Here is a 25,467-nt window from a genome sequence, read left to right as displayed (position 1 = left end):
GGTGTTCACTGCTCTTAACCGAGAGCACTGCTCTCCCGAAACTTCGGAGGACATCATGACCGAGACCCGCTACCTGAAGCCCGCCAAGTCCACCAACGTCTTCAACGAGCTGGTCGCGAGGCTGACCAAGATGGGCGTGAGCGTCCTGGGCAGCCGGGTGCTCACGGTCGTCGGCCGCAAGTCCGGCGAGCCGCGTTCGACGCCGGTCAACCTGCTGACCATCGACGGTGTCGACTACCTCGTCGCCGCCCGCGGCGAGACGCAGTGGGTGCGCAACCTGCGCGTCGCGGGGCAGGGCCAGCTGCGCGTCGGCCGGCGCGACGAGACCTTCACCTACCGCGAGCTGGCCGACGACGAGAAGCCCGCGATCCTGCGCGCCTACCTCAAGCGCTGGAAGTTCGAGGTCAGCGCGTTCTTCGAGGGCGTCGACGCCAAGGCGTCGGACGAGCAGCTGCGCGAGATCGCCCCCGGCTACCCGGTCTTCGAGATCATCACGAAGTAGGTTTGCGCCGGGTCAGGTTCGCCGCGGCCAGGACGATGCCGACCAGGAACGCGACGAGCCCGATCAGGAACCACAGCTTCTGGCCGGTCATGAAACTGCCGGTGATGACGCCGAGGCCCTGCAGCACCCAGACGGCGCCGACGAGCACGAGCACGATCCCGACCGCCAAGGTGATCCACCGCTTCATCGCGTCAGTCTCCCACGGCCGGGGTCAGTCGCCGGGTACGAGTTTGTGCTTGTAGGCGTAGACGACGGCGTGCACGCGGTCGGGCAGCCCGAGCTTCGCGAGCACCCGCGACACGTGGGTCTTCACGGTCTCTTCGCCGACGTGCAGCTGCCGCGCGATCTCGGCGTTGCTGCAGGCGTCGGCGAGCAGCAGCAGCACTTCCCGCTCCCGCGAGGTCAGCCGCGCGACCTCGGGCGGTTCGACGGCGGCCGGCTCGAGCACCGACGTGAACTTCGCGACCAGCCGCCGGGTCACCGACGGGTCGATCAGCGCGTCGCCGCGGGCCGCGACGCGGATCGCCGCCACCAGCTCCTCCGGCGCCAGGCTCTTCAGCAGGAAGCCGCTCGCCCCGGCCCGCAGCGCGCGGTAGACGTACTCGTCGGCGTCGTAGGTGGTGAGCACGAGGACGCGGGTGTCGTTGCCCGGCGCGGCGAGGATCGCCTCGGTCGCGGCGAGGCCGTCGAGGCGGGGCATCCGGACGTCGAGGACCGCGACGTCCGGGCGCAGCCGGGCCGTCTCGGCCACTGCCTCCCGGCCGTCGGACGCCTCGCCGACGCAGGTGAAGTCGGGCTGGGTGTCGAGCAGCGCGCGCATCCCGGAGCGGAACATCGCGTGGTCGTCGGCCAGCAGGACGCGGATCATGTGCTCTCCACCGGGAAGGTCGTGCGGAGCTGCCAGCGCGGGCCGTCTTCGCCGTAGGCGACCTGGCCGCCGAACAGGGTGACGCGCCGGCGGATCCCCGCCAGGCCGCGGTGCGGGTGCTCGCCGCGGGAGGTGCGGCCGGGTCGCAGGCCGTTGGTCACCGTGAGCACGATTTCGGTGCGGCCGTGGTTTAGTTCGACTTCGACCGGGCCCACACCGTGGCGCAGCGCGTTGGTCAGGCCCTCCTGCGCGATCCGGTACAGCGCGACGTCGAGCGAGCCGGGCAGCTCGCGGGGTTCGCCGAGCAGCGTCAGCCGGGTCGGCAGGCCGGCCGCGCGGACGGTCTCGACCAGCTCGTCGAGGTTGTCCAGACCGGGCTGGGCGGCGTCGGTTTCGGCGTGCAGGAGGTCGAGCAGGCGGCGCAGGTCGGCCATCGCCGAGCGGCTCGCGGACTCGACCGCGCCGAGCGACTTGCGCACCGGCGAGTCCCCTTCGGGCAGCCCGAGCCGGGCCGCGCCGGCGTGCACGCCGATGGCGCTGACGTGGTGGGAGATGACGTCGTGCAGGTCGCGCGCGATCGTCGTGCGCTCCTCGGTGACGGCCCGTCGCACGGCCGCTTCTTCGTGCTGACGGCGTTCGTCCGCTTCGCGTTCGAGGTCGGCGATGTATGCCCGCCGCGCCGTCGTGTACCGGCCGACCAGCCACGGCAGGAGCGCGCTCACGCTGACGCTCACCGCCATCAGCCGCAGGTCGTTCGCGGTCCGGCCGCCGCCTTCGACGCAGCCCGCGGTGACGCCGGCGACCATCGCCAGGAGCGCGAGCACCGCCGGTTTCGGGCGCAGCCAGGCGCCCGCGCGGTACCCCGCGATCAGGACGCCCGCGTTGTTGCCGACGACGTACCCCGCGGTGGTGCTGATCAGCAGCGGCGAGGCCGCGAAGAGCAGGGCGTGCGCCAGCGAGACCCAGCCCGAGTAGCGGGCCGGCCCGGCGAGCGCGGCGTTGACGGCGACGCCGCCGAGCAGCACGGCCCACGGCTGCCAGTGGCCGTTGCCGAGCGGTCCGCGCACGCCGAAGAGGACCGCGTCACAGACGACGCAGACCACCGCGACGAGCAGCGACTGCCGCCGAAGTGACCCCCTGATGTCGTACACGCCCGCAACTCTGCCCTAACCCGGCCGCCGGGGTCCGCAAAAGCCGTGAAGGCCCCCTTCCCGGCTCTTATGGCCGGTAAGGAGGCCTTCACGGCTTTGGGGCGCTGGGGGGCGTTAGTTGGTGGGGCGGGCCGAGTAGTCGCCGCCGCGGCGCTGGCCCGGCTGGCGCTGGCCCGGCTGCTGCATCGCCTGGCCGAGGGACGTCGCCGTCGCGGTCTGGCCGTCGACCTTCGCCACCACCGTCACGTTCGTGTCGCCGGTCTTGACGTCGCCCGTTTTCTGCGTCGAGCCGTCGAGCGTGTACGTCTGCTTGTAGCCGTCCTTGCTGGTCAGCGTCACGGACGTGGCGCTCAGCTCGGTGACGTCGCCGGTCTGCAGCCGCTCGGTCGTGTAGCCGCCGTTCGGGTTGGCGACGACGAAGTCGCCGTGCAGGGCCTCCCGCAGCGCGGCCATGCCGCCGCCGAAGTTCCCGCCGGCGCCCTGGCCGCGGAACTGGCCGCCGCCGGGACCGCCCGGACCGCCGAAGCCGCCGGGGCCGCCCTGCTGCGCGGAGTTGTCGGCGCTGCTGGTGCCCGCCCAGATCGCCGCGCCGCCGCCGGCCGCGATCACCACGGCGATGCCGGCCGCGATCGCCGTCTTCTTGCCGGACCAGCCCTTCTTCGGCGCGGCCGCCGCGGGGTCGCCCCAGTTCGCCGCGGCCGGTTGGCTCGCGGGTGCCGGCCCGCCCTGCGGCGGGGTGTTCGGCGTCGGCTCGGTCGTCATCGTGTCCTCCGGTCGTACCCACACTGGTCCAGCCCAGGCTCACCGCCGTGGCTGTGTTTGAGCTGTGCGAGGCGTCAGCGGGTCCTGTGGCTCCCTTACCCATCCGAACGACCTCACAGGGAACGCACAGCGAGCCCACAGCGAACCCGGTGGCGTGGCCGGGAAGATGGCACTATGACCGCTATGAACGCCACGTCACCCGGCCCCGGCAAGGCCGACCTGCGCCGCGCCGACGGGAGCCCCGTCCGGGTCCTCGTCGTCGACGACGAGGCGACGCTGGCCGAGCTCGTCTCGATGGCCCTGCGGATGGAGGGCTGGGAGGTGCGCAGCGCGGGCGACGGCACCGAGGCCGTCCGGATCGCGCGCGACTTCCGGCCCGACGCGGTCGTCCTCGACGTCATGCTCCCCGACTTCAGCGGCCTCGAAGTGCTGCGGCGCATGCGGTCCGAGGCGCCGCACCTGCCTGTGCTGTTCCTGACGGCGAAGGACGCGGTCGAGGACCGCATCGCCGGGCTCACCGCGGGCGGCGACGACTACGTCACCAAGCCGTTCAGCCTCGAAGAAGTCGCGCTGCGCCTGCGCGCGCTGCTGCGCCGGGCGGGCGGGGTGACCGGCGCGAGCGGGTCGTCACTGGTCGTCGGCGACCTCACGCTGGACGAGGACAGCCGCGAGGTGCACCGCGGCGGCGACCTGGTGCCGTTGACGGCGACCGAGTTCGAGCTGCTGCGCTACCTCATGCGCAACCCGAAGCGGGTGCTGTCGAAGGCGCAGATCCTGGACCGCGTGTGGAGCTACGACTTCGGCGGCCAGGCCAACATCGTCGAGCTCTACATCTCCTACCTGCGCAAGAAGATCGACGCCGACCGCGAGCCGATGATCCACACCATGCGGGGCGCCGGGTATGTCCTCAAGCCAGCGGGCTGAGCGGCGGCGGTTCGGGACGCAGCGGCCGTGGTCGTTGCGCCGTCGGCTGATCTTCCAGCTCGCCGCGCTGCTCGCGCTCGTATGCCTGGTCGTCGGTGTGGTGACGGAGTTCGCGCTCAGCGAGTTCCTGGTGCGCCAGCAGGACGACCGGCTCGCCGCGGCCACCGACCGCGCCAAGCACGGCGGTGAACGGCCGCCCTGGACCTACGGTGACGCGCCGCCGCCGGACCCGCTGCGGGCGCTGGGCCAGGGCGAGGGCACGCTCGCCGCCGTCCAGGTCGGTTCGCGGGGCACCGGGGCCGTGCTCGACTCCAGCGTGGGCTCGCCGACCAAGCGGCGGGCGCCGTACCGGCAGCTCGACGAGGGCCAGGTACGGACGCTGCTGGCGTTGCCGTCCGACGGGAAGCCGCACAGCGTCGTCCTCAGCGGCAGCCTCGGGGCCTACCGCGTCGTCTCGACGGCGTCTCCCAGCGGCGACAAGACCGTCATCGGCCTGCCGCTGAAGGACGTCAACGAGACGCTCTGGCGGCTGGGCTTCATCCTCGGCGGCGTCGCGCTCGCCGGGATCCTGGTCGCGGGCGCGGTCGGCGCGGCGACGATCCGCCGCACGATGCAGCCGCTGGACCGGCTGGCCGCGACCGCCACGCGCGTCTCGGAACTGCCGCTGGACCGCGGTGAGGTCGCGCTGTCCGAGCGGGTTCCGGAGGCCGACACCAACCCGAACACCGAGGTCGGCAAGGTCGGCTCGGCGCTGAACCGGATGCTGCAGCACATCGCGAACGCGCTGACCGCGCGGCAGGCGAGCGAAAGCCGCGTGCGCCAGTTCGTCGCGGACGCGAGTCACGAACTGCGGACACCCCTGGCCGCGATCCGCGGGTACGCGGAGCTGACCCGGCGCAGCGGCGAGCAGGTGCCGCCGGACGTCGCGTTCGCGATGAGCCGCGTCGAGTCGGAGTCGCGGCGGATGACGACGCTGGTGGAGGACCTGCTGCTGCTCGCCCGGCTGGACTCGGGCCGCGCGGTGGTGCCGGAGTGGGTCGACCTGTGCCGGCTGGTGGCCGACGCGGTCGCGGACGCGCACGTCGCGGGCCCGGACCACAAGTGGCTGATGGACGTCCCGGGTGAGCCGATCGGCGTGCTCGGCGACGCGGGTCAGCTGCACCAGGTGGTGATCAACGTGCTGGCCAACGCCCGCACGCACACCCCGGCGGGCACGACCGTGACGACCACACTGTCCACTTCGGACGGTTTTGTGCGGTTGCGGGTGGCCGACGACGGCCCGGGCATCCCGCCGGAAATCCTCCCGGACGTCTTCGAGCGCTTCGCCCGCGGCGACAATTCGCGTTCCCGCGCGGCGGGCAGCACAGGCCTCGGGCTGGCGATCGTGGCGGCGGTGGTGAGCGCGCACCGCGGCCGGGTCGGAGTGCAAAGCCGTCCAGGCCGCACGGAGTTCGAGATCGTCTTCGCGGAGGCCCCCGCCCCAGACTGACGCCGCCCACGCGCCGCCCACTCCGCCCACTCCGCCCGCTCCGCCCAGTTGTCCACATCCCCCGAATTCCCTCCACAACCCCGCATCTTTCGTAGTGAAAGTGGCGTCTTGGGGGTGCCTCGCGCGATCGTGGGGGATGCACAGCGGGGGCACAGGCTCGGCACAAGTTCACCACAAGTGGCGCCGAGACGGTGGGGATCATGACGACCACCCTGTCGGCGCCCGAACACGCCCAGCCCGCGCCCCAGGCCGCCTCCGAACCGCGGTGGATCAAGCCTTCCGTGGGCGCGCTGCTGCTCGGGACCGGGCTGCTGTACCTGTGGGACCTGGCGAAAACGGGCTGGGCCAACGACTTCTACGCGATGGCCGCACAGGCCGGGACCTGGAGCTGGAAGGCGCTGTTCTTCGGCTCGCTCGACCCGGGCAACGTCGTCACGGTCGACAAACCGCCGTTCTCCCTGTGGGTCATGGGGTTGTCGGGACGGCTCTTCGGGTTCTCCAGCTGGAGCCTGCTGGTGCCGAACGCGCTGGCCGGCGTCGCGTCGGTCGGCCTGCTGTACCTCGCGGTGCGCCGGCTTTCCGGGCCGGGTGCCGGGCTGCTGGCCGGGGCCGCGCTCGCCTTGACGCCGGTCGCCGCGCTGATGTTCCGCTACGACAACCCGGACGCCTTCCTCGTGCTGCTGCTCGTCGCCGGCGCGTACTGCGTCGTGCGCGCCCTCGACAAGGCGAGCACCTGGTGGCTGGTGCTCGCCGGGTTGGCGATCGGGTTCGGGTTCCTCGACAAGATGCTGCAGGCGTTCCTCGTGCTGCCCGCGTTCGTGCTGGCGTACGCCGTCGCGGCGCCGACGTCGCTCGGGCGCCGGATCGGCCAGCTCTTCGCGGCGGCCGGCGCGGTGCTCGTCTCCGCCGGCTGGTGGGTCGCGGCCGTCGCGCTGTGGCCCGTCGCGGACCGGCCCTACGTCAGCGGCTCGACCGACAACACCGTGCTGGAGCTGGCTTTCGGCTACAACGGGCTCGGCCGGATCTTCGGTGAGGGCCGCGGCGGCGGAAGCGGCGGCTCCACCCCGCCGGCAGGCGGCGGCTTCGGCGGCGGTGCTTTCGGCGGCCAGACCGGGCTGACGCGGTTGTTCGGCGGCGAGTTCGGCGCCGAGGCGTCGTGGCTGCTGCCCGCCGCGCTGCTCGGCCTGGTCGCGGGGCTGTGGTTCACCCGCCGCGCGCCGCGCACCGACGGGACCCGCGCGGCCCTGCTGCTGTGGGGCGGCTGGACGGTCGTCACCGTGCTGGTGTTCAGCTACATGAGCGGCATCATCCACCCGTACTACACGGTCGCGCTGGCGCCCGGGATCGCCGGCACGCTGGGGATCTCCGCGCGTGAGCTGTGGCGGGGCCGGGCCAACCTCGCGGCCCGCGCGGTGCTGGCCGTCATGCTCGCGGTGTCCGCGGTCTGGGGCTTCGTGCTGCTCGCCCGGACGCCGGACTGGCAGCCGTGGCTGCGGTACGCGCTGCTCGTGCTGAGCGCGCTCGCCGCGTTCGCGCTGCTGTTCGGCGCGGACCGGTTCCGGCGGCTCGGCCCGGTCGTCGCCGTGGCCGGCCTGTGCGGCGCGCTGCTCGGGACGGCGTCCTTCACCTTCGCGACGGCGGCGACGGCGCACTCGGGCGGCACGCCGTCGTCCGGTCCGGCGGTCGCGAGTGGACGCGGCTTCGGCGGCGGACGCGGTGGGTTCGGAGGGTTCGGTGGGTTCGGCGGCGGACAGACCGACACCGCCGTGATCGACCTGCTGAAGGCCACGACGACGAAGTGGGCCGCGGCGCAGAGCGGCGCGATGCAGGCCGCCGGGCTGGCCCTCGACAGCGGCCGGCCGGTGCTCGCGATCGGCGGGTTCAGCGGCAGCGACCCGGCGCCGACGGTGCAGCAGTTCGAGCAGTACGTCGCCGCCGGCGACATCCACTACTACGTCGCGGGCGGACGTGGCGGCTTCGGCGGTGGTCGCGGCACCTCGGGCGAAATCCAGACCTGGGTGGAGCAGAACTTCCCGGCCACGACCGTCGGGAGCGCGACGGTTTACGACCTCACGAAATCGATCGACTGATAGAAATAGCAATTGTTTCGGCCGCGTTAACAGTTGCGGAACCCTTCGACGAGTTCGCTGTCCGTGCGGTATTCGCGGATGCGGACACCTGTTCGAACAGGACGCCACTGGACGGCACATTCCGAACGATTGTTCGCTCGTCGGCGGGGGCCTCGATGATGATCGCGACACCCCGTGCCGACGTGTAACAACGCGGCCCTGCCGCCCGCGCGCCTGCACGGGCGGATCTCTTCGGGAGTGCTCGGATCTTGGCCGGACGGCCGACAGAAACTCCCGCGTACTTGATCTTGCGGACCCGTGAAGGCGCTGGTTGGCCCGGCTGAGTGTCACCCTTTCGGAGGCACTGGGAGGGCGTTGTGGGGATCTTGTACTTCTCGCTAGAGTCTCCGCCGGGAGAGGGACAAGGGGTGACTGATCCGGTGCGTGCGGTGCCGGGTTTTCACTGGGCGTAGGTACGCCCTGTCCGACTTCTCTCGCCTTGACCCGATCAGGTGCGTCTGGAAGAGAGCAGCGATGACCGTGCGCGGTGGCGCAGCTTTGCCCGAACCACCTCTTCGTCGTCGCGGTAGGTAGACCCCGTTCCCCCTTTGGTGTCGCTCCACTCCACTTCCCCCGCCATCTGGAGTTTCGCTGTGACTTCCCGCTCTCGTCGTCTGCTGACGGCGCTCCTGACACTGCTGACCCTTCTCGGGGTCACCGCCCTGTCCGGCTGCAGTGACAGTTCCGCCTCCGGCGACGGCGGCAAGATCACGCTGGGGTTCAGCGCCTGGCCGGGGTGGTTTCCCTGGCAGGTGGCGCAGGAGCAGGGACTGTTCGCCAAGAACGGCGTGAACGTCGACCTCAAGTGGTTCGACAACTACACCGACAGCATCAACGCGCTTTCCAGCGGCGCGATCGACGCCAACAGCCAGACCCTCAACGACACGCTTTCGTCGGCTTCGGGCGGCGCGAAGCTTTCCATCGTGCTGGTGAACGACAACTCGACCGGCAACGACAAGATCATCGCGCGGGACGGCATCACCGCCGTCGCCGACCTCAAGGGCAAGAAGGTCGCCGTCGAGCAGGGCACCGTCGACCACTACCTGCTGCTGCTCGCGCTGCAGGAAGCGAAGCTGACCGAAAAGGACATCCAGCTGGTCAACCTCCCGACCGACGCCGCGGCCGCCGCGTTCGTCGGCGGTCAGGTCGACGCCGTGGGCGCGTTCGCGCCGTTCACCACCAAGGCCCTCGAGCTCCCGGGCAGCCGCGCGATCTCGTCGTCGACGGAGTTCCCCGGCGCCATCCCGGACCACCTGGTCACTTCGCAGAAGCTCGTCAAGGAGCACCCGAAGGACGTCCAGGCGCTGGTCAACACCTGGTTCGAGACGCTGACCTGGATCAAGAACAACAAGGACGCGGCGGTCAAGATCATGGCCGAGCGCGGCGGGGTGTCCGACGCGGACTACAAGACCTACGACGCCGGCACCACGATCTTCACCCGCCAGCAGAACCTCGACGCGTTCACCCCGGGGGTCACCGCGCAGCACCTCGACTTCCAGGCGAACAAGATCGTCGACTTCATCGTGAACACCGGCCTCGCCCAGCAGCGGCCGTCGCTCGACGGCCTGTTCGACGACCAGTTCGTGAAGGCCGCGCCGCAGTGACCGGTCCCACCCAGCGCACCACCTCCGATGCCTCGGCCGACGCACGCGCGGCCTCGGAGGCCGAGGCGCTGGAGGCCGAGCAGGGGCTCGCCGAGCGTGTCCAGGCGGGCCGGGGCCGGGCGGACTGGACGCCGTTGCCGCGCCGGGCCGCGCCGAAGCCCGCGTCCCCGCTCTTCTCCCCGCGCACGCCGATTTCGGCGTCCACGCGGTGGACGCTGGCGGTGCTGTCGTTCGCGATCCCATTCCTCGCCTGGGTTGTGCTCAGTGTGAGCGGCGCCGTCGACTCGACGTTCCTGCCGTCCCCGGTCGCGGTGTTCCGCGCCGGGTTCGACATGGCGAGCACCGGCGAGCTGTTCGACGACCTGTGGGCGACCACGCAGCGGGTGCTCGAAGGCTTCGGCCTCGCGGTGCTCGTGTCGGTGCCGCTCGGCATCCTCATGGGCGGTTTCACCGCGGGGCAGGCGTTCTTCGAGCCGCTGATCGGGCTGCTGCGCTACCTCCCGGCGAGCGCGTTCATCCCGCTGCTGATCATCTGGCTCGGCATCGGCGAGCCGTCGAAGATCGCCATGCTCTTCATCGGGACGGTCTTCTTCAACACCCTGATGACCGCGGACGTCGTGCGCGCGGTGCCGAACGCGCTCCTCGACGTCTCCTACACCCTCGGCGCGCGCCGGGGCGAGGTGCTGCGCAAGATCGTCGTGCCGCACTCGCTGCCGGGCATGATCGACGCGATCCGGATCAACGCCGCCGCGGCGTGGAACTTCGTGGTCGTGGCCGAACTGATCAACTCCCAGGCCGGCCTGGGTTTCCGGATCGTGCGTGCGCAACGGTTCCTGCAGACGGACACGATCTTCGCGGTGCTCATCGTGATCGGCGTCGCCGGGCTGACCATCGACGTCGTGCTGCGCCTGGTGCGCACCCAGGTCGGGAAGTGGGCGGCATGACGCTCGAACTGCGGAACGTCGCCAAGGACTACACCGTGCGCGGCCGGGTGACGCGCGCCCTCGACGGCGTCGACCTCGAAGTGCTGCGCGGCGAGTTCGTCTGCGTCGTCGGCGCGAGCGGCTCGGGCAAGTCGACGCTGTTGTCGCTGGTGGCCGGGCTCATCGGGCCGACCGAGGGCGAGATCGTGCTCGACGGCGTCCCGGTGACGGGCCCCGGCCCCGACCGCGGGCTGGTGTTCCAGTCGGGTGCCCTGTACCCGTGGCGCAGCGTCGAGAAGAACGTCGCGTTCGGCCTCGAACTGCTCCCGATCGACGCGGCCGAGCGTGCCGAGCGCGTCGACTGGTACCTCGCCGAAACCGGGCTCGACGCGGTGCGCCGCTCGCTGCCGAAGCAGCTTTCGGGCGGCCAGAAGCAGCGCGTCGCGATCGCGCGGGCCCTGGCGTGCGAGCCGGAAGTGCTGCTGCTGGACGAACCCTTCGGGGCCTTGGACGTCCAGACCAAAGAGGACATGCAGGTGCTGATCCGCCGGATCTGGGCCGACACCGGCACCACGGTGCTGATGGTCACCCACGACGTCGAGGAAGCGGTCTTCCTGGGCGGCCGGGTCGTGGTGCTCGCCTCCGACCCGGGGCGGATCGCCGCTGACGTCGAGGTGGCGCTGCCGGCGGAACGGGACCTGGCGGTGAAGCGGGAGCCGCAGTTCCTCGCGCTGCGCGCCCGGATCGAGGACCTGGTCCGGGAGCAGCACCGCGGCCACGTCAGCCGGGTGGCCGCGGCCGAGTGAGAACGTGTTACGGGAAGGTGGCGGGATGAGGCACGGCAGGTCGACCGCGGAACGGGCGAGCGGCGGGGGTTTCCTCGCGCGGCTCGGCATTCGCGGCAAGCTGAACCTGCTGCTCCTGCCGCCGTTGGCCGCGGTGGTCCTGGTTTCGGTGCCGTTCGTGCTGACGCAGGCGAACAGCGCGACGGCGGCGTCCCAGTCGGCGACCGTGGCGCGGCACACCCAGCAGCTGGGTGGCCTGGTCTGGCAGCTGCAGCGGGAACGGCTGCTGACCGGCGCGTTCGTCGCTACGCCGTCGATGTCGCCGGACGAGATGACGACGCAGCACCGGGTGGTCGACACCGCCGTCGAGGACGTGCGGTCCTCGCTCGGCACCGACGCACCCGACGAGCTGTCGGCGGCGCTGACCCGGATCGGCTCGCTGAACGAGCTGCGGCAGAACGCCGAACGGCGCGGGGTCGCGCTCGACAGCGTGGCCCGCACCTACCACGCCGTGATCGGCGCGGTCATCGACTCGCTGCGGCTGGTGCCGCAGCTGACCAGTGACGCCGAGGGCACCCGGGAGCTGACCGCCCTCGAAGCGCTGCTGCGCGCGAACGAGGAGAACTCGTTGCGCGGCATGGCGTTGATCGTGACGGCGGTCGCGCCCGACGCCGGCAAGTCCATCCTGGACGACGCCACCCAGCAGGCGCCGATCTTCACCGACCGGTTCGTCCAGCAGGCCGACGACGCGTCCGACAGCGAGCAGGCCGCGCTGGTCGTCAACGTCGAGCAGAGCGAGGCCGGCCGGCGCATCGAGGACCTCGCCGCCCAGATCGACAACCCGCGTGACGCGGCCGCCACCGGCAAGTACGTCACCGACGTCCTCAGTGCGGCGGAAACCCAGGCGGGACAACGCAAGCTCGTACAGGAGAAGGTCACCGGCGAGATCGCCGACGCGGCGACCGGGCGTGCCGACTCGGCGACGCGGCTGGCCTGGACGGTCGGCCTCGGCGCGGGCGGGCTGTTCCTGCTGGTCGCGTTCCTCGCCGTCGCGGTGTCCCGCTCGATCGCCCGGCCGCTGCGGCGGCTGACCACCGCGGCGACGTCGGTCGCCGACCTGGCCGGCACCGAGCTCGTCCGCGTGACCGACACGGAGGAGGCCGAGGAGCAGGTCCCGCGGCTGGCCACGATCGACGTCTCCTCCGACGACGAGCTGGGCAAGCTCGCCGCCGCGTTCAACCGGGTCCAGACGACCGCCGCCGAGCTGGTCGAACGGCAGGCGCTCACCCGGCGCAACACCAGCCTGATGTTCGCGAACGTCGCGAAACGCACGCAGAACCTCGTCGGCCGCCAGCTCGCGCTGATCGACGAGGTCGAGCGCAACGAGCAGGACACCCGCCTGCTGGCCAGCCTCTACCGGCTCGACCACCTCTCCACCCGCCTGCGCCGCAACGCCGACAACCTGCTCGTGGTGTCCGGCACCCGCGACGAGACCCGCATCGCCGGCCCGATCGAGCTGTCGACGGCCCTGCGCTCGGCGCTCGCCGAGATCGAGGACTACCAGCGCGTCAAGCTCGGTGTCGTCGCGGAGATCCTGCTGTCCTCGACGCTCGGTGCCGACCTGGTGCTGGTGTTCGCCGAGCTGCTGGAGAACGCGACGTCGTTCTCGCCGCCGGGTTCGACGGTCGAGGTGGACACGATGTTCCTCGCCGACGGCTCGTGCCTGGTGAGCATCGTCGACCACGGCATCGGCATGACCGAGGAGAAGATCTCCGCGGAGAACAACCGGCTCGTCGAGCGTGAACGCCTGGAGCTCGCGCCGACCAGCGTGCTCGGCCTGTTCGTGGTCGGCCGCCTCGCGCGGCGCCACGAACTGGGCGTCGAACTGCTCGCGACGCCGACGACCGGCGGCGTGACCGCGCGGCTGACGATCCCGCCGCCGCTGTTCAGCTACCGCACCGGACTGCTCCCGAAGGCCGAACCCGCGCCGGCGATCCCGGCGCCGGCGGCACCCCCGGTGGCCAAGCCGAAACCGCGGCACGCCGCCCCGGCGCCGGCCCGGCGCAAGTCGTCCACTTTGGACATGTTCCGGCCCGTCGAGCCGGAGCGCCAGAAGGAACTGCCGTCGCCGGCGATCCCGGCGCTGCTCGGTGCCGGGCACGCCAACGGGTTCGGCTGGTTCAACCAGCCGGCCCCGGTGTGGCCGGACGGCGAACCCGCCGTCGCCGCCCCCGCCGTCGCCACGCCGGCCGCCGAAGAAGAACCCGGGGCCGAGTCCCGTGGCGGCCTGCGCCGGCGCGTCCGCGGCGCGCAGCTGCCCAGCCCGGGCACGACCGCCGCGGAGGCCGGCGACACCAAGCCGCGGCACGACCCGGAGGCGACCAAGGCCGCGATGGACGGCTTCCAGGAGGCGTTCGCCAAAGCCGCCGAGTTCGCCAAGGGCGTCGAGGGCGGCGCCGCGGTCACCGCGCCGCCGACGGTCGTCACCGCGCCTGTGTCGGCGAACCCGGCGCCGCCGACGGTCGTCACCGCGCCTGTGTCGGCGAACCCGGCGCCGCCGACCGTCGTCACGTCGCCGGTGCCGGCGACCCCGGCCCTTCCGGTGCGCGTCCCCGGACCCGACCGGATCGCGCTCTCGGCCGCCGTCGCCCCGCCGCCGGTCACCGCCCCGATCTCGCGGGACGGCCTGACCCGGCGGGTGCCCGGCGCCCAGCTCGCCCCGGGCCTGCGCAAGCAGGAAGCCGCGGGCCGGCCGGCCGCCCGGCCCGTCGTCAACCGCACCAAGCGGGACCCGGCGGCCGAGCGTGCGGCGTTCGACTCGTTCGCCGCCGGCCTGGCCAAGGCGGACGTGCTTACGGCAGACACCCCGCCGCCAGGTGTGGTCGCCGGTCGTGTGATGGAACGAGAAGAAGAGAGCAGGAAATGAGCATCCCCGCAGCAGGTGTCAGCGTCGAAGCCCAGAACTTCAACTGGCTGGTGAGCCGCTTCGCGCAGCACACCGCGGGCGCGATCGCCGCCATCGCGGTCTCGGCCGACGGCTTGCTGATCGCGGTGTCCTCGGAGCTCGAGCGCTCCAACGCCGACCGCCTGGCCGCGATCTCGTCCGCCATGCTCGGCCTCGCCCACGGTGTCTCCGACAGCCACCCGCTCGGCGCGCCCGACAAGGTGATCATCGAGCTGGAGCACGGTTACCTGCTGGTCTGCACCATCAGCATCGGCTGCTCGCTCGGCGTCCTCGCCAACAAGCAGGCCAGCCTCGGCACGATCGCCTACGAGATGGCGATGTTCGCCAACCGCGCCACCGAGGTCCTCACGCCCGGGCTCATCGAGGAGCTGAAGAACAGCGTCGGTTCGTGATGGCCGAAGACCCCGACACCTCGCTGCTGCGGCCGTACCTGATGACCTCGGGGCGGGCGCAGCCGGTCGACCAGAGCCTCGAGATCGAGGCGCAGGTCATGACGTCCCGTCTCGGCGCGGCGTCGCACCCGAAGCTCACCTTCGAACGCCAGGAAATCGTCTCCCTCTGCCGCAGCACCATGTCGGTCGCCGAAGTGGCCGCCATGCTCGGCCTGCACATCGGCGTCGCGCGCGTGCTGGTGGCCGACCTCGCCGAGCTGGGCTACGTCGTCGTCCGCCGGCCGGGGAACCACAACTCGCACGACCTCGGCATGATCGAAAGGGTCATTCGTGGACTCGAAGCCATTCACTGAACCGGCCGCCCGCCCACCCGCCCCGGTCAAGATCGTCATCGCGGGCGGCTTCGGCGTCGGCAAGACGACGGCCGTGTCGTCGATCTCCGAGATCAAGCCCCTGACGACCGAAGCGGCGATCACGTCGGTGGCCGCGAACGTCGACCGCACGGGCCACGTCCCGGCCAAGACCACGACGACGGTCGCCCTCGACTTCGGCTGCATCACGATCGACGACGAGGTGAAGCTCTACCTGTTCGGCACACCCGGCCAGGACCGCTTCGGCTTCATGTGGCAGGACCTGGTCCAGGGCGCGCTGGGCGCGCTGGTGATCGTGGACACCCGCCGCATGGACGACTGCTACCCGGCAGTCGACTACTTCGAGAACGCCGGCCTCCCGTTCGTGGTCGCGGTCAACATGTTCGACGGCGCGCTCGGCCACAACCTGGAGGACATCCGCTGGGCGCTCGCCGTCAGCGAGGACGTCCCCCTGATCACGTTCGACGCCCGGCAGAAGCTCTCGGTGCGCGACGCCCTGCTGGCGGTCCTGCACAACACGTTCAAACGAGCCCGAGCCCAGGCTGGTGCGGGAGCCTGAGCACCTACCGCTACACTGATCCACGGACCCCGCGCGGCGTCCACCCTGTGAACTTCCCCAGGGCCGGAAGGCAGCAAGGATAAGCAGGCTCTGACGGGTGCGCGGGGTCCCCTTCTTTTCGGCCTCCTTGCTTCGGGGCTTCGCCCCTTCGCCGGGGCCTTCACTTCGTTCTTTCTCCCGGGGGCCGAGCCCCCGGACCCCCACGGTGCCTCACTCATGGCCTGACAGCGCTGCCGTGGCCGTCCCCGCGGCCTGATTGCGCTGCCGTGGCCGTCCTCGCGGCCTGATTGCGCTGCCGTGGCCTTCCTTGCGGCCTGCGTGTGCTGCCGGGGCCTTTGTCGTGGCCTCAGAACACGCCCAGGATGTCTTTGGGGGGGTTTGGGGGTGGGGGTTTGTCCTCGTCTGTGATCGGCTTGGCTTTTCCGGCCAGTTTGGCCAGCTCGGGGCCCTCTACGCACCTTGCCGGGAAGGCCGCTGAGGCTGTTCGGGAGGCCAGTGCTGCTGTGGGGACGCCTGTTGCTGAAGCTGCGAACACCAGGTTTCCGAACCGGCGTCCCCGGAGTACTCCTGGGTCGGCCAGCAGGGCTATCTGCGGGAACACCTCTCGCAGCGTGGCCAGGAAGCGGCGGGCGAACGGGAGGCCCGCGCCGTCCGTGATGTTCGCCAGGTAGGTGCCCGTGGGGCGGAGGATTTCCGCTATCGCCCGCACCGACTCCAGGGTGGCCAGGCCGCCGGCCAGGGTTGCTTGCTCGAACGCGTCCACCACCACCAGGTCCGCGGTGTTCTCGCGGCGGGTCGCTAGGCCCTCGCGGCCGTCCGTGATACGGACTCGCAGGCCTGGAACCTTCAGGCCCAGCTGGCTGCGGACCAGGTCCACCAGCTCGGCGTCGGCGTCGAAGACCAGCTGGCGGGAGCCCGGGCGCTTGGCCGCCACGTAGCGCGGGAGGGTGCAGGCCGCGCCGCCGATGTGGAGTGCCTCCACCGGGCCTGGTGGGAGGAGGTCGACGACGTCGCCGAAGCGGCGGACGTAGTCGAACTCCAGGTGGCTCGGGTCGTCGAGGTCGACGTACGACTGGGCGACCCCGCCCACCGACAGCAGCCACGCGTTGCCGCGGTCGGCGAAGCGCTGGAGTTCCGCCGTCCCGAACCTCACCGGGTACTGGCCCGGAATCGGTGCCGGCTTGCCTGTTCGACTCACGAAACCGAAGCGTAGTCGCGGTCGGAAACATTCTTGCCGGGCCGGCGATAAGGGAGCGGAAGATCAACGATCCGAGGGGGATCACCTTGCGTGTGAACGCAGTTCTCGTCGCCGCGGCCCTGGCCGTCGGCGTACTCGCGACGCCCGCTTCGGCGGACGTCCTGCCCGACCGGGCCCAGGCCGTCTCGCTGCTGGAGACCGGCGGCCCCGGCGTGGCCCGGGCCGCCGAAACGGCGTTGCTCGGCTCGCCGGCCGACCTGCAGGCCTTCCTGGCCACCGGCCGGTACCAGGCGAAGGACGACGACGACCGGGTCCTGGTCACCCAGGTCCTGTCGACCGGCGGCCCGGTCGCCAAGCGCGCCGCCCAGCAGGCGCTCAGCGGCACCATCGAAGACGTCCGCGCGTTCCTGGCCACCGGCCTGCCCCGGGCCCGGGTGGCCGACGACCGGATCGCCGTCGGCCAGGCCATGAGCACCGGCGGCCCGACCGTGAACGCGCGTGCCCAGCAGGCGCTCGACGGCACGGCCGAGGACGTCCGGGCGTTCCTCGACCACGGTCTCCAGGCGGCGAAGGACGTCGACGACCGCGTCCTGACCGCCCAGGCCATGGCCGCGGGCGGGCCCGAGGTGAAGGCCGCCGCGCAGACGGCCCTCGACGGCGCCCCGGCCGACGTCCGGTACTTCCTGGCTCTCTGGAAGCAGGTCGCCGCGGCCGGCGACGCCGAGCTCACCGCGGTCCAGGGCCAGGTCGACGGCGCGAAGGCGGCCAAGGCGCGGCACAACGGCGTCGCGGTCCAGATCGCGGCGAACCAGGCCGCGAAGCTCGCGTCGGACGCGCGGAAGGCGAACGCCGACCGGCTCGCCGCCCAGCAGACGAAGAACCAGCAGGACGGTCAGGCCGCGGCGGGCGCCGAGGCCACCGCGCAGCAGCAGGCCAAGGAGGCCGCGGCCCGCGCCGCGCGGGCCAAGGCCGACAACGACAAGCTGCTGGCCAACGCCGCCGACCCGGCGCTGACGGTGCCCAACGGCCGTCGCGCGTCGGTCTACCTGCTGCGCAACGGCGGTGCCGCGGTCAAGGACGCCGCCCGCGCCGCGCTCAGCGGTACGGACGACGACGTCGTCACCTTCGTGCACAGCGGGCTCGCCGCTGCGCAGGAGATCGACGACCGTGCCGCCGTCGCGGCGATCGCGGCGGACCCGAAGGCCCGTCCGGGCCTGCGCCAGGCCGCTCGGGACGCGCTCGCGGGCCCGTACGCCGGCGTCGCCGCGCTGCTGCGCACCGGCGACTACCCGGGCCGCGACACCGACGACCGCGTCGAGGTCAACCAGATCCTGGCGGCCGGCGGCCCGTCGACGAAGCCGGCGGCCCAGAAGGCCCTCGACGGCACCGTCGCCGACGTCCGCGAGTTCCTGGCGCACGGCCAGTACGTCACGCACCTGATCGACCTGTCGGTGTACGCCACCCGGACGCTGTCGGAAGGGCCCGAGGTCGTCGCCGTCGCGCAGGGTGTGCTCGACGGTCCCGACTCGGCCCTGCAGGCGTATCTGGACGGCGAACTGCTCAAGGCACGGGCGCGTGACGCGTTCACGGCGCAGCACGTCGCCAAGGTGAACGCCCTGGTCGCCGAGGCCGCTGCCCTGGCCTGACCCGCACGGCGAAGGTTGTCGGACGGTCCCGGTAGTCTCGCGGCGTGGCTCTCGCGCTGTACCGCAAGTACCGTCCGGCAACCTTCGCCGAGGTCGTCGGGCAGGAGCATGTGACCGAACCCCTCCGCACGGCGTTGTCCGCCGGGCGGATCAACCACGCCTACCTCTTCTCCGGCCCGCGCGGCTGCGGGAAGACGTCGAGCGCGCGGATCATGGCGCGCTCGCTGAACTGCGTGAAGGGGCCGACACCGGACCCGTGCGGCGAGTGCAACTCCTGCAAGGCGCTCGCGCCGGAGGGTTCGGGCAGCGTCGACGTCACGGAGCTCGACGCCGCCAGCCACGGTGGTGTCGACGACGCCCGTGAGCTGCGGGACAAGGCGTTCTACGCCCCCGCCGAGTCGCGCTACCGCGTGTTCATCATCGACGAGGCGCACATGGTCACCACGCAGGGCTTCAACGCCCTGCTGAAGATCGTGGAAGAGCCGCCCGAGCACGTCATCTTCATCTTCGCGACCACCGAGCCGGACAAGGTGCTCACCACCATCCGCTCGCGGACGCACCACTACCCGTTCCGGCTGATCCCGCCCGGCGCGATGCGCACGCTGCTGGAAAGCAACGTCGCCGCCGAAGGCGTCGAGGTCGAGCCCGCGGTGTACCCGCTGGTCATCCGGGCCGGCGGCGGTTCGGCGCGCGACACGCAGTCGGTGCTCGACCAGCTCCTCGCCGGCGCGGGGCCCGACGGCGTGAGCTACAGCCGCGCGGTGTCGCTGCTGGGCGTCACCGACGTGGCGCTGATCGACGACATGGTCGACGCGCTCTCGACCGACGACGCCGGCACGGTGTTCGGCACCGTCGAGAAGGTCGCCGAAGCCGGGCACGACCCGCGCCGGTTCGCGACCGACCTGCTCGACCGGCTGCGCGACCTGGTGCTGCTGCGCGCGGTCCCGGAGTCCGCGGGTGGCCTGGTGTCGGCGCCCGAAGAGGAACTGGCGCGGATGGTCGGCCAGTCCGAACGTCTTGGCCTCGGCACGCTTTCGCGGTACGCCGACATCGTCCACAATGGACTTCTGGAGATGCGGGGCGCGACGTCCGCCCGGCTCGTGCTCGAACTGCTGTGCGCGCGGATGCTGCTGCCGTCGGTCACCGAGGCGGAAAAGGCGCTGCTGGCGCGGATCGAGCGGCTGGAACGCCGCGCGACCGTCGCCGCCGGCGGTGGCGCGCCCGCCGAAGGTGGCGTCGAGCCGCCGATGCGGGCCGCGCCGGAGAAGGAGTTCTCGAGGCCGTCGCAGCGCCCGGCGTCGGCCAGCCCGGCGCCGGTGGCGATCCCGGAGCCGCCGGCGGACGGACCGAATCCGCCGGCCCGGCCCGCTCCCGTGACGGCCGCTCCGGCTCAGCCCGCTCCCGCTGCCGCCCCGCCGGCTCATCCCGCGCAGCCTGCTGCCGCCCCGGCACCGGCCTCCGAACCGGCGTCCGCGAACGGCGGCTGGAGCACACCGCGCACGCCGGGTGGCGGGATCCCCGCGCAGCCGGCCGCGGCAGCCGCCGCGCCGAGCGACGCCAGCGGCTGGGGCGCGACCCGGACGCCGGGTGGGGACGCCCCCGCCCCGGCGGCTGAGCCCGAACCGGCGGCCGCCGCCGCACCCGCGGCGTCCGGTGCGCTGGACGCGGCCGGGCTCCGGAACATCTGGCCGCAGCTGATGACGGCGCTGCGCAAGTTCACCGGCGGCCGCAGCCTCGAGGCGATGCTCACGCAGGCCACGGTGGCGACCGTCGAGGGCAACGCCGTCACGCTGACCCACAAGTCCGAGCCGCTGGCCCGCAGGCTGTCCGACCAGGACAACGCCCGCAAGATCGCCGGCGCGCTGACCGACGTCCTCGGCGGCGACTGGCAGGTCCGCTGCGTCCACGGCAACGCCCCGGCCGCCGCGCCCGCGGCCCGCGCCCAGCAGGCGGCGCCCGCGCCGAAGCAGTCGTTCACCCGCCAGTCGGCGGCCGCCCCCGCGGCGCCCCCGGCCGAGCAGCCCGCCCGCCCGGCGGCCCCGGCCACCCCGCCCCCGCCGGCGCGGCCCAAGGTCACGACGGCCGAGCCGGACATCCCGCTGCCCCCGGAGCCCTCCGACGAGGATGACGAGGACCTCTACAACGAGGACGCCAGCCCGGCCCCGCCGCCACCCCCGCCCCCGCCGGACCAGGACCCGGACGAGCTGGCCCGCCGGCTGATCTCGGACCACCTCGGCGCCCGCCCCCTGGACTGACCAAGGTCCGTGAAGGCCTCCTTACCGGCCGTAAGAGCCGGTAAGGAGGCCTTCACGGCTTTTCGGCCTGCCCCGCCCGCAGAGCCTGCCGACTCTCTGGGTCGGGGTCAGGAGGCCCAGGGGCCGATGCCGGTGACCCGGTCCGCCCTGACGCGGACGATCACCGCGGTCGGCGAGCCCTGGTTGCCCAGCAGGTACTTCTCGACGCCGAGGTAGCGCTGCGCCTGGCGGTCCATCAGCGCCGTGAACTCGTCGGCGATGTCCGGGCCGACGATCGACGCCGTGCCGCGGACCAGCAGGTACTGCGGCAACCCGCGGGCGTCGTGGCCGTCGTGGTCCTCGATCAGGACCGTCACGCGCGGGTCGTTGCGGATGTTGCGCACCTTGGGCCGGCGGCCCTCCATGCCCATCACGATCTCGCCGCCCTCGCGGCTGGCCCAGACCATCGACGTCTGCGGGGAGCCGTCCGGGTTGATCGTGGTCAGCACCGCGTTGAAGGGCCGTTCGAACAGCCGGTGGCTGCTTTCGGGGAGTTCCATGTCCCCGAGACTAGGAAGCCGGCAGGTACTCCTCGGTACCTTGGTTCCCATGGGGTGACTTCCCGGGTGACGTCTTCCTCGCCGACTGCCCGGCCCGGCCGGCGATCGAGATCATCGCCGACAAGTGGGCTGTCGTCGTGGTGTTCGCGCTCAGCGGCGGCACGGCGAACTCGTCGACTACAGCCTGACCGACCTCGGGCAGACGCTCGTCGAGCCGATCGGCGTCCTCACGAAGTGGGCGACCCGGCACGGCGAGGCCGTCGTCGAGGCTCAGGAGGCCAGGTAGGCCTCGATCGCCGCGGCGATGGCGGACGCGAACTGCTGCCGCCCTTCGGCGCTCGACATCCGGGCCGCCTCGGCCGCGTTGCGCATGTTCCCGCACTCGACGAGTGCGATCGGCCGCGTCGAGAGGTTCAGGCCGCCGAGGTCCGAGCGCGCCGAAAGGCCGTTGCCGCCGATGTAGTTCGACACGCTGAAGCCGCCGGTGCGCATCGTGTCGCGCAACGTCTGGGCCAGCCGCGTCGACGGCGGGCCTTGCGCCGCGTTCAGCGGCGGCGACGAGTAGGCGACGTGGAAGCCGTTCGCCCCGGGCGAGTTCGAGCCGTCGGCGTGGATCGAGACGACGGCGTCGGCGTTCGCGTCGTTGCCGGCCGCCGCCCGCTTGTCGACGCACGGGCCGACGCCGGTGTCGTTCTGTCGCGTGTAGACGACGCGGATCCCCTTGGCCGACAACGCTTCCCCGACCCGCTGGGAGACGTCCCAGGTGAACGCGTGCTCGGGGTAACCGGCGTTGGTCGACGTCCCGGTGGTGTTGCACGGCTTGGTCTGCCCGCGCCCCGCGGGCACGAGCCGGTTGATCTCGGAGGGGTGCGAGCCGTTGCCGCCGTTGTGCCCGGGATCGAGCACGACGACCTTCCCGGAAGCCACCGGCGGCGCGCTGGAAGGCGGCGCGGGTGGTGCGACCGACGACGGCGAAGGCGTGACGGTCGCCGGCGTGGGTGTGACGGTCCGGGTGACGACGGGAGCGGGCGCGGGAGCCGCCGGGGTGTCTTCTTCGCAGCCGGTGAGCAGCAGGGCACCGGCCAGCAGGAGGGGAGCAATCGCGCGTCGCACGGCGACCACGGTGCCACAACCCGGGCCCGCCCGTGGCGCGACTACCCTGGTGGTGACACAGGCGTGCAGAGAGGACCGAGTGCGATCATGGTGCAACCCGGCGGCGGCTTCGACATTTCCCAGCTGATGCAGCAGGCCCAGCAGATGCAGCAGAAGCTCGTCGAAGCGCAGGAGGAACTCGCCAACACCGAGGTCACCGGCACGGCCGGCGGCGGGCTGGTCACCGCGACCGTCTCCGGTGACAGCCAGCTGAAAGGCCTCCAGATCGACCCGAAGGTCGTCGACCCGGACGACGTCGAGACCCTGTCCGACCTGATCGTGGCGGCGGTCCGCGACGCGTCGGCGAGCGCCCAGAAGCTCACCGAGCAGAAGCTCGGCCCGCTGGCCGGCGGCCTCGGCGGCGGTGGCGGCATGCCGGACCTCGGCGCCCTCGGCTTCGGCGGCTGACGAACTTGTACGAAGGTGTCGTCCAGGACCTGATCGACGAGCTCGGGCGGTTGCCCGGGGTCGGGCCGAAGAGCGCCCAGCGGATCGCGTTCCACCTGCTGGCCGCGGACCCGGTGGACATCTCCCGGCTGCAGGACGTCCTCGGCAAGGTCAAGGAGGGCGTGCAGTTCTGCGAGGTCTGCGGCAACGTCTCCGAGCAGCAGAAGTGCCGCATCTGCCGCGACGAGCGCCGCGACCTCACGGTCATCTGCGTGGTCGAGGAGCCGAAGGACGTCCTGGCGGTCGAGCGCACCCGCGAGTTCAAGGGCCGCTACCACGTTCTGGGCGGCGCCCTGGACCCGTTGTCGGGCATCGGCCCGGAGCAGTTGCGGATGCGCGAGCTGCTCAAGCGCATCGGCGAGGCGGACATCACCGAGATCATCATCGCGACGGACCCCAACACCGAAGGCGAAGCGACGGCGACGTACCTGGTGCGCATGCTGCGCGACTTCCCGGGGTTGAGCGTGACGAGGCTGGCGTCGGGGCTGCCGATGGGCGGTGACCTGGAGTTCGCGGACGAGCTGACCCTGGGCCGCGCGCTTTCGGGCCGCCGTGTCCTATGAAGGCCTGCCGGTCGAACCGGTCCGGACGCTGCTCGCGTTCCAGCGGCGGCGGCGGGAATGGGAGTTCGTCGACGTCCGGGACTGCACCAAGCTGGCCAAGGTGCGGCACTCCGCCGACCTGACCGGTGTGATCGAGCTGACCGTCGGGCAGGTCTCCCTCCTGGGTCCGAGCTGGGAGTCGGACATCGAGCTGCTGTGGCTCTCCGTGGCCGATCTCGTGGCCTCGTACCGCCGCGACGGGCGCGCCGAGGTGAGCTTCCCCGACCAGCCCGCGGACATCACGCTCGAACCCGTGCCGCCGGGGCTCATCCGGATCACCGTGGCCGGCGGCCCGTACCGCGAGACCGCGGTCACCGGTGAGGAGCGCCTGCTTTCCGCGCTCGCTGCGGGCGGCGTCGAGTTCTTCGAGAAGTTCGCGGAACTGACCGGCCGGAACTTCGACCGGGGCATCCGGAAGCTCACCGGTCGAACCGCCTCAGGTCGTACAGGTCCATCAGCCTGATCACCTTGTTCGCGTACTCCGGGTCGGTGGCGTACTTCCGCGCCACCGCCCGGATGAACGCGTCCGGTTCTTCGCGCGCCGGCAGCGCCGCCGCGTAGTTCGAAGAAGTCGTCAGCAAGCGCCCGTAATCACGGAATGAGTCGTCCACCGACGCGTACGAGCGGAAAAACGCGTCGACGGGATGGCACGGCGCCGGAACGCATTCGGACGTCTGGTAGCGCGCGCACCGCAACGCGATGGGGCCCGGGCTCGTCGGCCGGACGCACTTGAAGCCGAAGTAGTTCAGCTCGGCCGTCGAGAGTTTGCTGCGGCCCCAGTTCGACTCCAGGATCGACTGCGCCACCGTGACCGACGCCGGGATGTCGTACGCGGCGCGGATCCGCAGGGCGATCGGGGCCGCCGTGCCGACGTACGCCTGCTGGTAGCCCGCGTCCAGCGCGGCCGCGCGAACCGAGCCCTGGTCGATCGGCGGGAAGACCAGGAGGACGGCCGCCAGCCCGAAGTGGATCATGGGGGCAAAACTGCCCGATCCGCGCCCGGCCGGCGACCGGCGTCACTCCAAAGAGGCGTCAGCAGTAGCCGAGCTGCGCCAGCGTGTCCACGATGATCTCGGACGGGTGGTACTTGTCCATCCAGGACTCACCGCGGCGGTTCTGGTAGGTGTCGAGGAAGTTCTGCAGCTTGTCGCCGCGCATTTCGGTGAGCACGACGGTCTCGCCGAGGTGCTGCGGCGTCTCGGTGCGCTCGCGGTGCACCGCGCACGGCAGGCCGAGGTAGTAGCACTCCGCCGAGAGACCACCCGAGTCGGTGACGACGTACTCGGCGCGCGCGACCAGCGGCAGGAACTTCAGGTACCGCATCTTCGGCTGCGCGATGAACTTGTCGTCGAACAGGTTGTCCAGGCCCAGCGAGCGGATCTTCTCGCGCTCGGGCGCGCCGGCCATGTACAGGATCGGCATCCGGCGGCTCTGCTCGCGCAGGATCTCCAGCACCTCGCGGTACTTGTCCGCGCGCGAGACCAGCTCGAAGCGGTGCAGCGTGGCCAGGCCGAACTTCTCCGGCAGGTTCGGCACGTCCAGCGGCTGGTTGATGGCCAGGCGCATCGCGTCGATCGCGGTGTTCGCCTCGGTGTCGACGACGACGCCGCGAGCGTTGCGCAGGTTGTTCACCTCGCGGATGCTCGGTGCGAAGTGCATGTCGACGATCTTCGCCGCGATCTTGCGGTTGAGCTCCTCGGGCAGCGGCGACAGGATGCTGCCCGAGCGCGCGCCGGCCTCGACGTGCCCGACGCGGGACTTCAGGATGCGCTTCCCGATCAGCGAGCCGTACGGCGTGGTGAACGTGTCGCCGTGCACCAGCACCAGCGGCGGCCGGCCGTCTTCGGTCAGGGCGGCGCGCAGCTCGTGGCGGCGGCTCCAGGCGGTGCGCATGACCTGCGCGGCCCAGCCCGGGACCTGCGACGGCGACTCGAGGTTGTGCGCCTTCTCCTCCGGCACCAGCCAGACGTCGGGTGCCGGCATGTCCAGGTCGGCCAGGACGTCGGCCACCTCGTCGACGTGCTGCGCGGTGAACCAGATCTTCGGCCGCATCCCTCGCTCGCGGATCCCGTGGTAGACGGGCGCGATCTTGATCAGTTCCGCGGTGGTGCCGAGAATGAAGGAAATCACCGTGAAGGCCCATTTCTGGTCGGGTGCGGTGGCGCAAGGATACTGGCCGACCCGCCGCGGAGGCCGCCGGGTAG

General features: G+C 71.8%; 26 protein-coding genes and 1 other RNA gene. 18 read left to right on the top strand and 9 right to left on the bottom strand.

The window, feature by feature from the left end; genetic code table 11:
• The first annotated feature begins 55 nt into the window (after nt 1-55).
• A complete protein-coding gene (locus tag OHS18_RS28430; protein ID WP_328612984.1) occupies nt 56-502 on the top strand; it encodes a nitroreductase family deazaflavin-dependent oxidoreductase in 447 nt (148 codons plus the stop codon).
• Here the strand turns inward: OHS18_RS28430 and OHS18_RS28425 are convergent.
• The 4 genes from OHS18_RS28425 to OHS18_RS28410 form a co-directional block, all read right to left on the bottom strand.
• Nucleotides 492-689 carry a hypothetical protein gene (locus OHS18_RS28425; protein ID WP_328447517.1) on the bottom strand — a complete coding sequence of 66 codons (198 nt, stop codon included), beginning with the start codon at nt 687-689 and terminating at the stop codon, nt 492-494. The two genes, OHS18_RS28430 and OHS18_RS28425, sit on opposite strands and share 11 nt — an antisense overlap.
• Before the next feature lie 24 nt (nt 690-713).
• Entirely contained in the window at nt 714-1,370 is a 657-nt protein-coding gene (locus tag OHS18_RS28420; RefSeq protein ID WP_328447519.1) for a response regulator transcription factor, read from the bottom strand.
• The gene (locus tag OHS18_RS28415; protein WP_328612983.1) at nt 1,367-2,521 is read right to left on the bottom strand and encodes a sensor histidine kinase; all 1,155 of its coding nucleotides are present in this window, start codon (nt 2,519-2,521) and stop codon (nt 1,367-1,369) included. Before OHS18_RS28415 ends, OHS18_RS28420 begins: the two co-directional genes overlap by 4 nt.
• A 114-nt stretch (nt 2,522-2,635) precedes the next feature.
• Nucleotides 2,636-3,283, bottom strand: a complete 648-nt coding sequence (locus OHS18_RS28410) for a hypothetical protein (protein ID WP_328612982.1) — start codon at nt 3,281-3,283, stop codon at nt 2,636-2,638.
• 174 nt (nt 3,284-3,457) lie between these two features.
• Between OHS18_RS28410 and OHS18_RS28405 the strand changes: the two genes are divergently transcribed.
• The 11 genes from OHS18_RS28405 to ffs all read left to right on the top strand — a co-directional run bounded on the left by OHS18_RS28405 (nt 3,458) and on the right by ffs (nt 15,540).
• A complete protein-coding gene (locus OHS18_RS28405; protein WP_328447525.1) occupies nt 3,458-4,207 on the top strand; it encodes a response regulator transcription factor in 750 nt (249 codons plus the stop codon).
• Nucleotides 4,185-5,696: a sensor histidine kinase gene (locus OHS18_RS28400; protein WP_328612981.1), complete on the top strand. Its 1,512-nt coding sequence runs from the start codon at nt 4,185-4,187 to the stop codon at nt 5,694-5,696. Before OHS18_RS28405 ends, OHS18_RS28400 begins: the two co-directional genes overlap by 23 nt.
• Nucleotides 5,697-5,896: 200 nt before the next feature.
• The gene (locus OHS18_RS28395) at nt 5,897-7,786 is read left to right on the top strand and encodes a glycosyltransferase family 39 protein (RefSeq protein ID WP_328612980.1); all 1,890 of its coding nucleotides are present in this window, start codon (nt 5,897-5,899) and stop codon (nt 7,784-7,786) included.
• A 632-nt stretch (nt 7,787-8,418) separates the two neighbouring features.
• Nucleotides 8,419-9,429 carry an ABC transporter substrate-binding protein gene (locus OHS18_RS28390; RefSeq protein ID WP_328447530.1) on the top strand — a complete coding sequence of 337 codons (1,011 nt, stop codon included), beginning with the start codon at nt 8,419-8,421 and terminating at the stop codon, nt 9,427-9,429.
• The gene (locus tag OHS18_RS28385) at nt 9,426-10,373 is read left to right on the top strand and encodes an ABC transporter permease (RefSeq protein ID WP_328447532.1); all 948 of its coding nucleotides are present in this window, start codon (nt 9,426-9,428) and stop codon (nt 10,371-10,373) included. Before OHS18_RS28390 ends, OHS18_RS28385 begins: the two co-directional genes overlap by 4 nt.
• Nucleotides 10,370-11,158, top strand: a complete 789-nt coding sequence (locus OHS18_RS28380; protein WP_328447534.1) for an ABC transporter ATP-binding protein — start codon at nt 10,370-10,372, stop codon at nt 11,156-11,158. Before OHS18_RS28385 ends, OHS18_RS28380 begins: the two co-directional genes overlap by 4 nt.
• 25 nt (nt 11,159-11,183) lie before the next feature.
• On the top strand, nt 11,184-14,063 hold the full coding sequence (locus tag OHS18_RS28375) for a sensor histidine kinase (RefSeq protein WP_328612979.1): 2,880 nt from the start codon (nt 11,184-11,186) through the stop codon (nt 14,061-14,063).
• Nucleotides 14,060-14,494 (top strand): roadblock/LC7 domain-containing protein, encoded by a 435-nt coding sequence (locus OHS18_RS28370; RefSeq protein ID WP_328447538.1) that lies wholly within the window; start codon nt 14,060-14,062, stop codon nt 14,492-14,494. Before OHS18_RS28375 ends, OHS18_RS28370 begins: the two co-directional genes overlap by 4 nt.
• Entirely contained in the window at nt 14,494-14,847 is a 354-nt protein-coding gene (locus OHS18_RS28365; protein ID WP_328459163.1) for a DUF742 domain-containing protein, read from the top strand. Before OHS18_RS28370 ends, OHS18_RS28365 begins: the two co-directional genes overlap by 1 nt.
• Nucleotides 14,825-15,424 carry a GTP-binding protein gene (locus OHS18_RS28360; protein WP_328447540.1) on the top strand — a complete coding sequence of 200 codons (600 nt, stop codon included), beginning with the start codon at nt 14,825-14,827 and terminating at the stop codon, nt 15,422-15,424. The genes OHS18_RS28365 and OHS18_RS28360 overlap by 23 nt, the downstream gene beginning before the upstream one ends.
• A gap of 21 nt (nt 15,425-15,445) precedes the next feature.
• An RNA gene (gene ffs / locus OHS18_RS28355) (signal recognition particle sRNA small type) lies at nt 15,446-15,540 on the top strand.
• 230 nt (nt 15,541-15,770) lie between these two features.
• Here ffs and OHS18_RS28350 read toward each other — a convergent pair.
• The gene (locus OHS18_RS28350; protein WP_328612978.1) at nt 15,771-16,622 is read right to left on the bottom strand and encodes a spermidine synthase; all 852 of its coding nucleotides are present in this window, start codon (nt 16,620-16,622) and stop codon (nt 15,771-15,773) included.
• A gap of 92 nt (nt 16,623-16,714) precedes the next feature.
• Between OHS18_RS28350 and OHS18_RS28345 the strand changes: the two genes are divergently transcribed.
• Both OHS18_RS28345 and OHS18_RS28340 read left to right on the top strand, forming a co-directional pair.
• Complete coding sequence (locus OHS18_RS28345; protein ID WP_328612977.1) at nt 16,715-18,268, top strand: ALF repeat-containing protein; 1,554 nt, start codon at nt 16,715-16,717, stop codon at nt 18,266-18,268.
• A gap of 44 nt (nt 18,269-18,312) precedes the next feature.
• The gene (locus OHS18_RS28340; protein ID WP_328612976.1) at nt 18,313-20,523 is read left to right on the top strand and encodes a DNA polymerase III subunit gamma and tau; all 2,211 of its coding nucleotides are present in this window, start codon (nt 18,313-18,315) and stop codon (nt 20,521-20,523) included.
• 107 nt (nt 20,524-20,630) lie between these two features.
• On the opposite strand, the gene OHS18_RS28335 is transcribed toward OHS18_RS28340, so the two are convergent.
• Complete coding sequence (locus OHS18_RS28335) at nt 20,631-21,062, bottom strand: TIGR03618 family F420-dependent PPOX class oxidoreductase (protein ID WP_328612975.1); 432 nt, start codon at nt 21,060-21,062, stop codon at nt 20,631-20,633.
• Nucleotides 21,063-21,186: 124 nt separating this feature from the next.
• Between OHS18_RS28335 and OHS18_RS28330 the strand changes: the two genes are divergently transcribed.
• A complete protein-coding gene (locus OHS18_RS28330; RefSeq protein WP_442875281.1) occupies nt 21,187-21,348 on the top strand; it encodes a hypothetical protein in 162 nt (53 codons plus the stop codon).
• Here OHS18_RS28330 and OHS18_RS28325 read toward each other — a convergent pair.
• The gene (locus tag OHS18_RS28325; RefSeq protein WP_328612974.1) at nt 21,333-22,184 is read right to left on the bottom strand and encodes an N-acetylmuramoyl-L-alanine amidase; all 852 of its coding nucleotides are present in this window, start codon (nt 22,182-22,184) and stop codon (nt 21,333-21,335) included. The genes OHS18_RS28330 and OHS18_RS28325 overlap by 16 nt on opposite strands.
• 78 nt (nt 22,185-22,262) lie before the next feature.
• Here OHS18_RS28325 and OHS18_RS28320 point away from each other — a divergent pair, with 78 nt between their 5' ends.
• The 3 genes from OHS18_RS28320 to OHS18_RS28310 are packed head-to-tail and all read left to right on the top strand — an operon-like array spanning nt 22,263 to nt 23,726.
• Nucleotides 22,263-22,622 carry a YbaB/EbfC family nucleoid-associated protein gene (locus OHS18_RS28320; RefSeq protein WP_328612973.1) on the top strand — a complete coding sequence of 120 codons (360 nt, stop codon included), beginning with the start codon at nt 22,263-22,265 and terminating at the stop codon, nt 22,620-22,622.
• A 5-nt stretch (nt 22,623-22,627) separates the two neighbouring features.
• Nucleotides 22,628-23,224, top strand: coding sequence for a recombination mediator RecR (recR, locus tag OHS18_RS28315; RefSeq protein WP_328612972.1), 597 nt, complete (start codon nt 22,628-22,630; stop codon nt 23,222-23,224).
• A complete protein-coding gene (locus OHS18_RS28310) occupies nt 23,214-23,726 on the top strand; it encodes a hypothetical protein (RefSeq protein WP_328612971.1) in 513 nt (170 codons plus the stop codon). Before recR ends, OHS18_RS28310 begins: the two co-directional genes overlap by 11 nt.
• Here OHS18_RS28310 and OHS18_RS28305 read toward each other — a convergent pair.
• Together OHS18_RS28305 and OHS18_RS28300 are read right to left on the bottom strand one after the other, a co-directional pair.
• A complete protein-coding gene (locus OHS18_RS28305; protein WP_328612970.1) occupies nt 23,683-24,237 on the bottom strand; it encodes a glucosaminidase domain-containing protein in 555 nt (184 codons plus the stop codon). The genes OHS18_RS28310 and OHS18_RS28305 overlap by 44 nt on opposite strands.
• A 58-nt stretch (nt 24,238-24,295) precedes the next feature.
• Nucleotides 24,296-25,393: a UDP-N-acetyl glucosamine 2-epimerase gene (locus OHS18_RS28300; RefSeq protein WP_328612969.1), complete on the bottom strand. Its 1,098-nt coding sequence runs from the start codon at nt 25,391-25,393 to the stop codon at nt 24,296-24,298.
• Nucleotides 25,394-25,467 lie beyond the last annotated feature (74 nt).

Origin of the sequence: Amycolatopsis sp. NBC_00355 (assembly GCF_036104975.1) — a bacterium.
GTDB lineage: Bacteria > Actinomycetota > Actinomycetes > Mycobacteriales > Pseudonocardiaceae > Amycolatopsis.
Note: the sequence above shows the minus strand (reverse complement) of the source record. Positions and strands in the feature narration are given on the sequence as shown.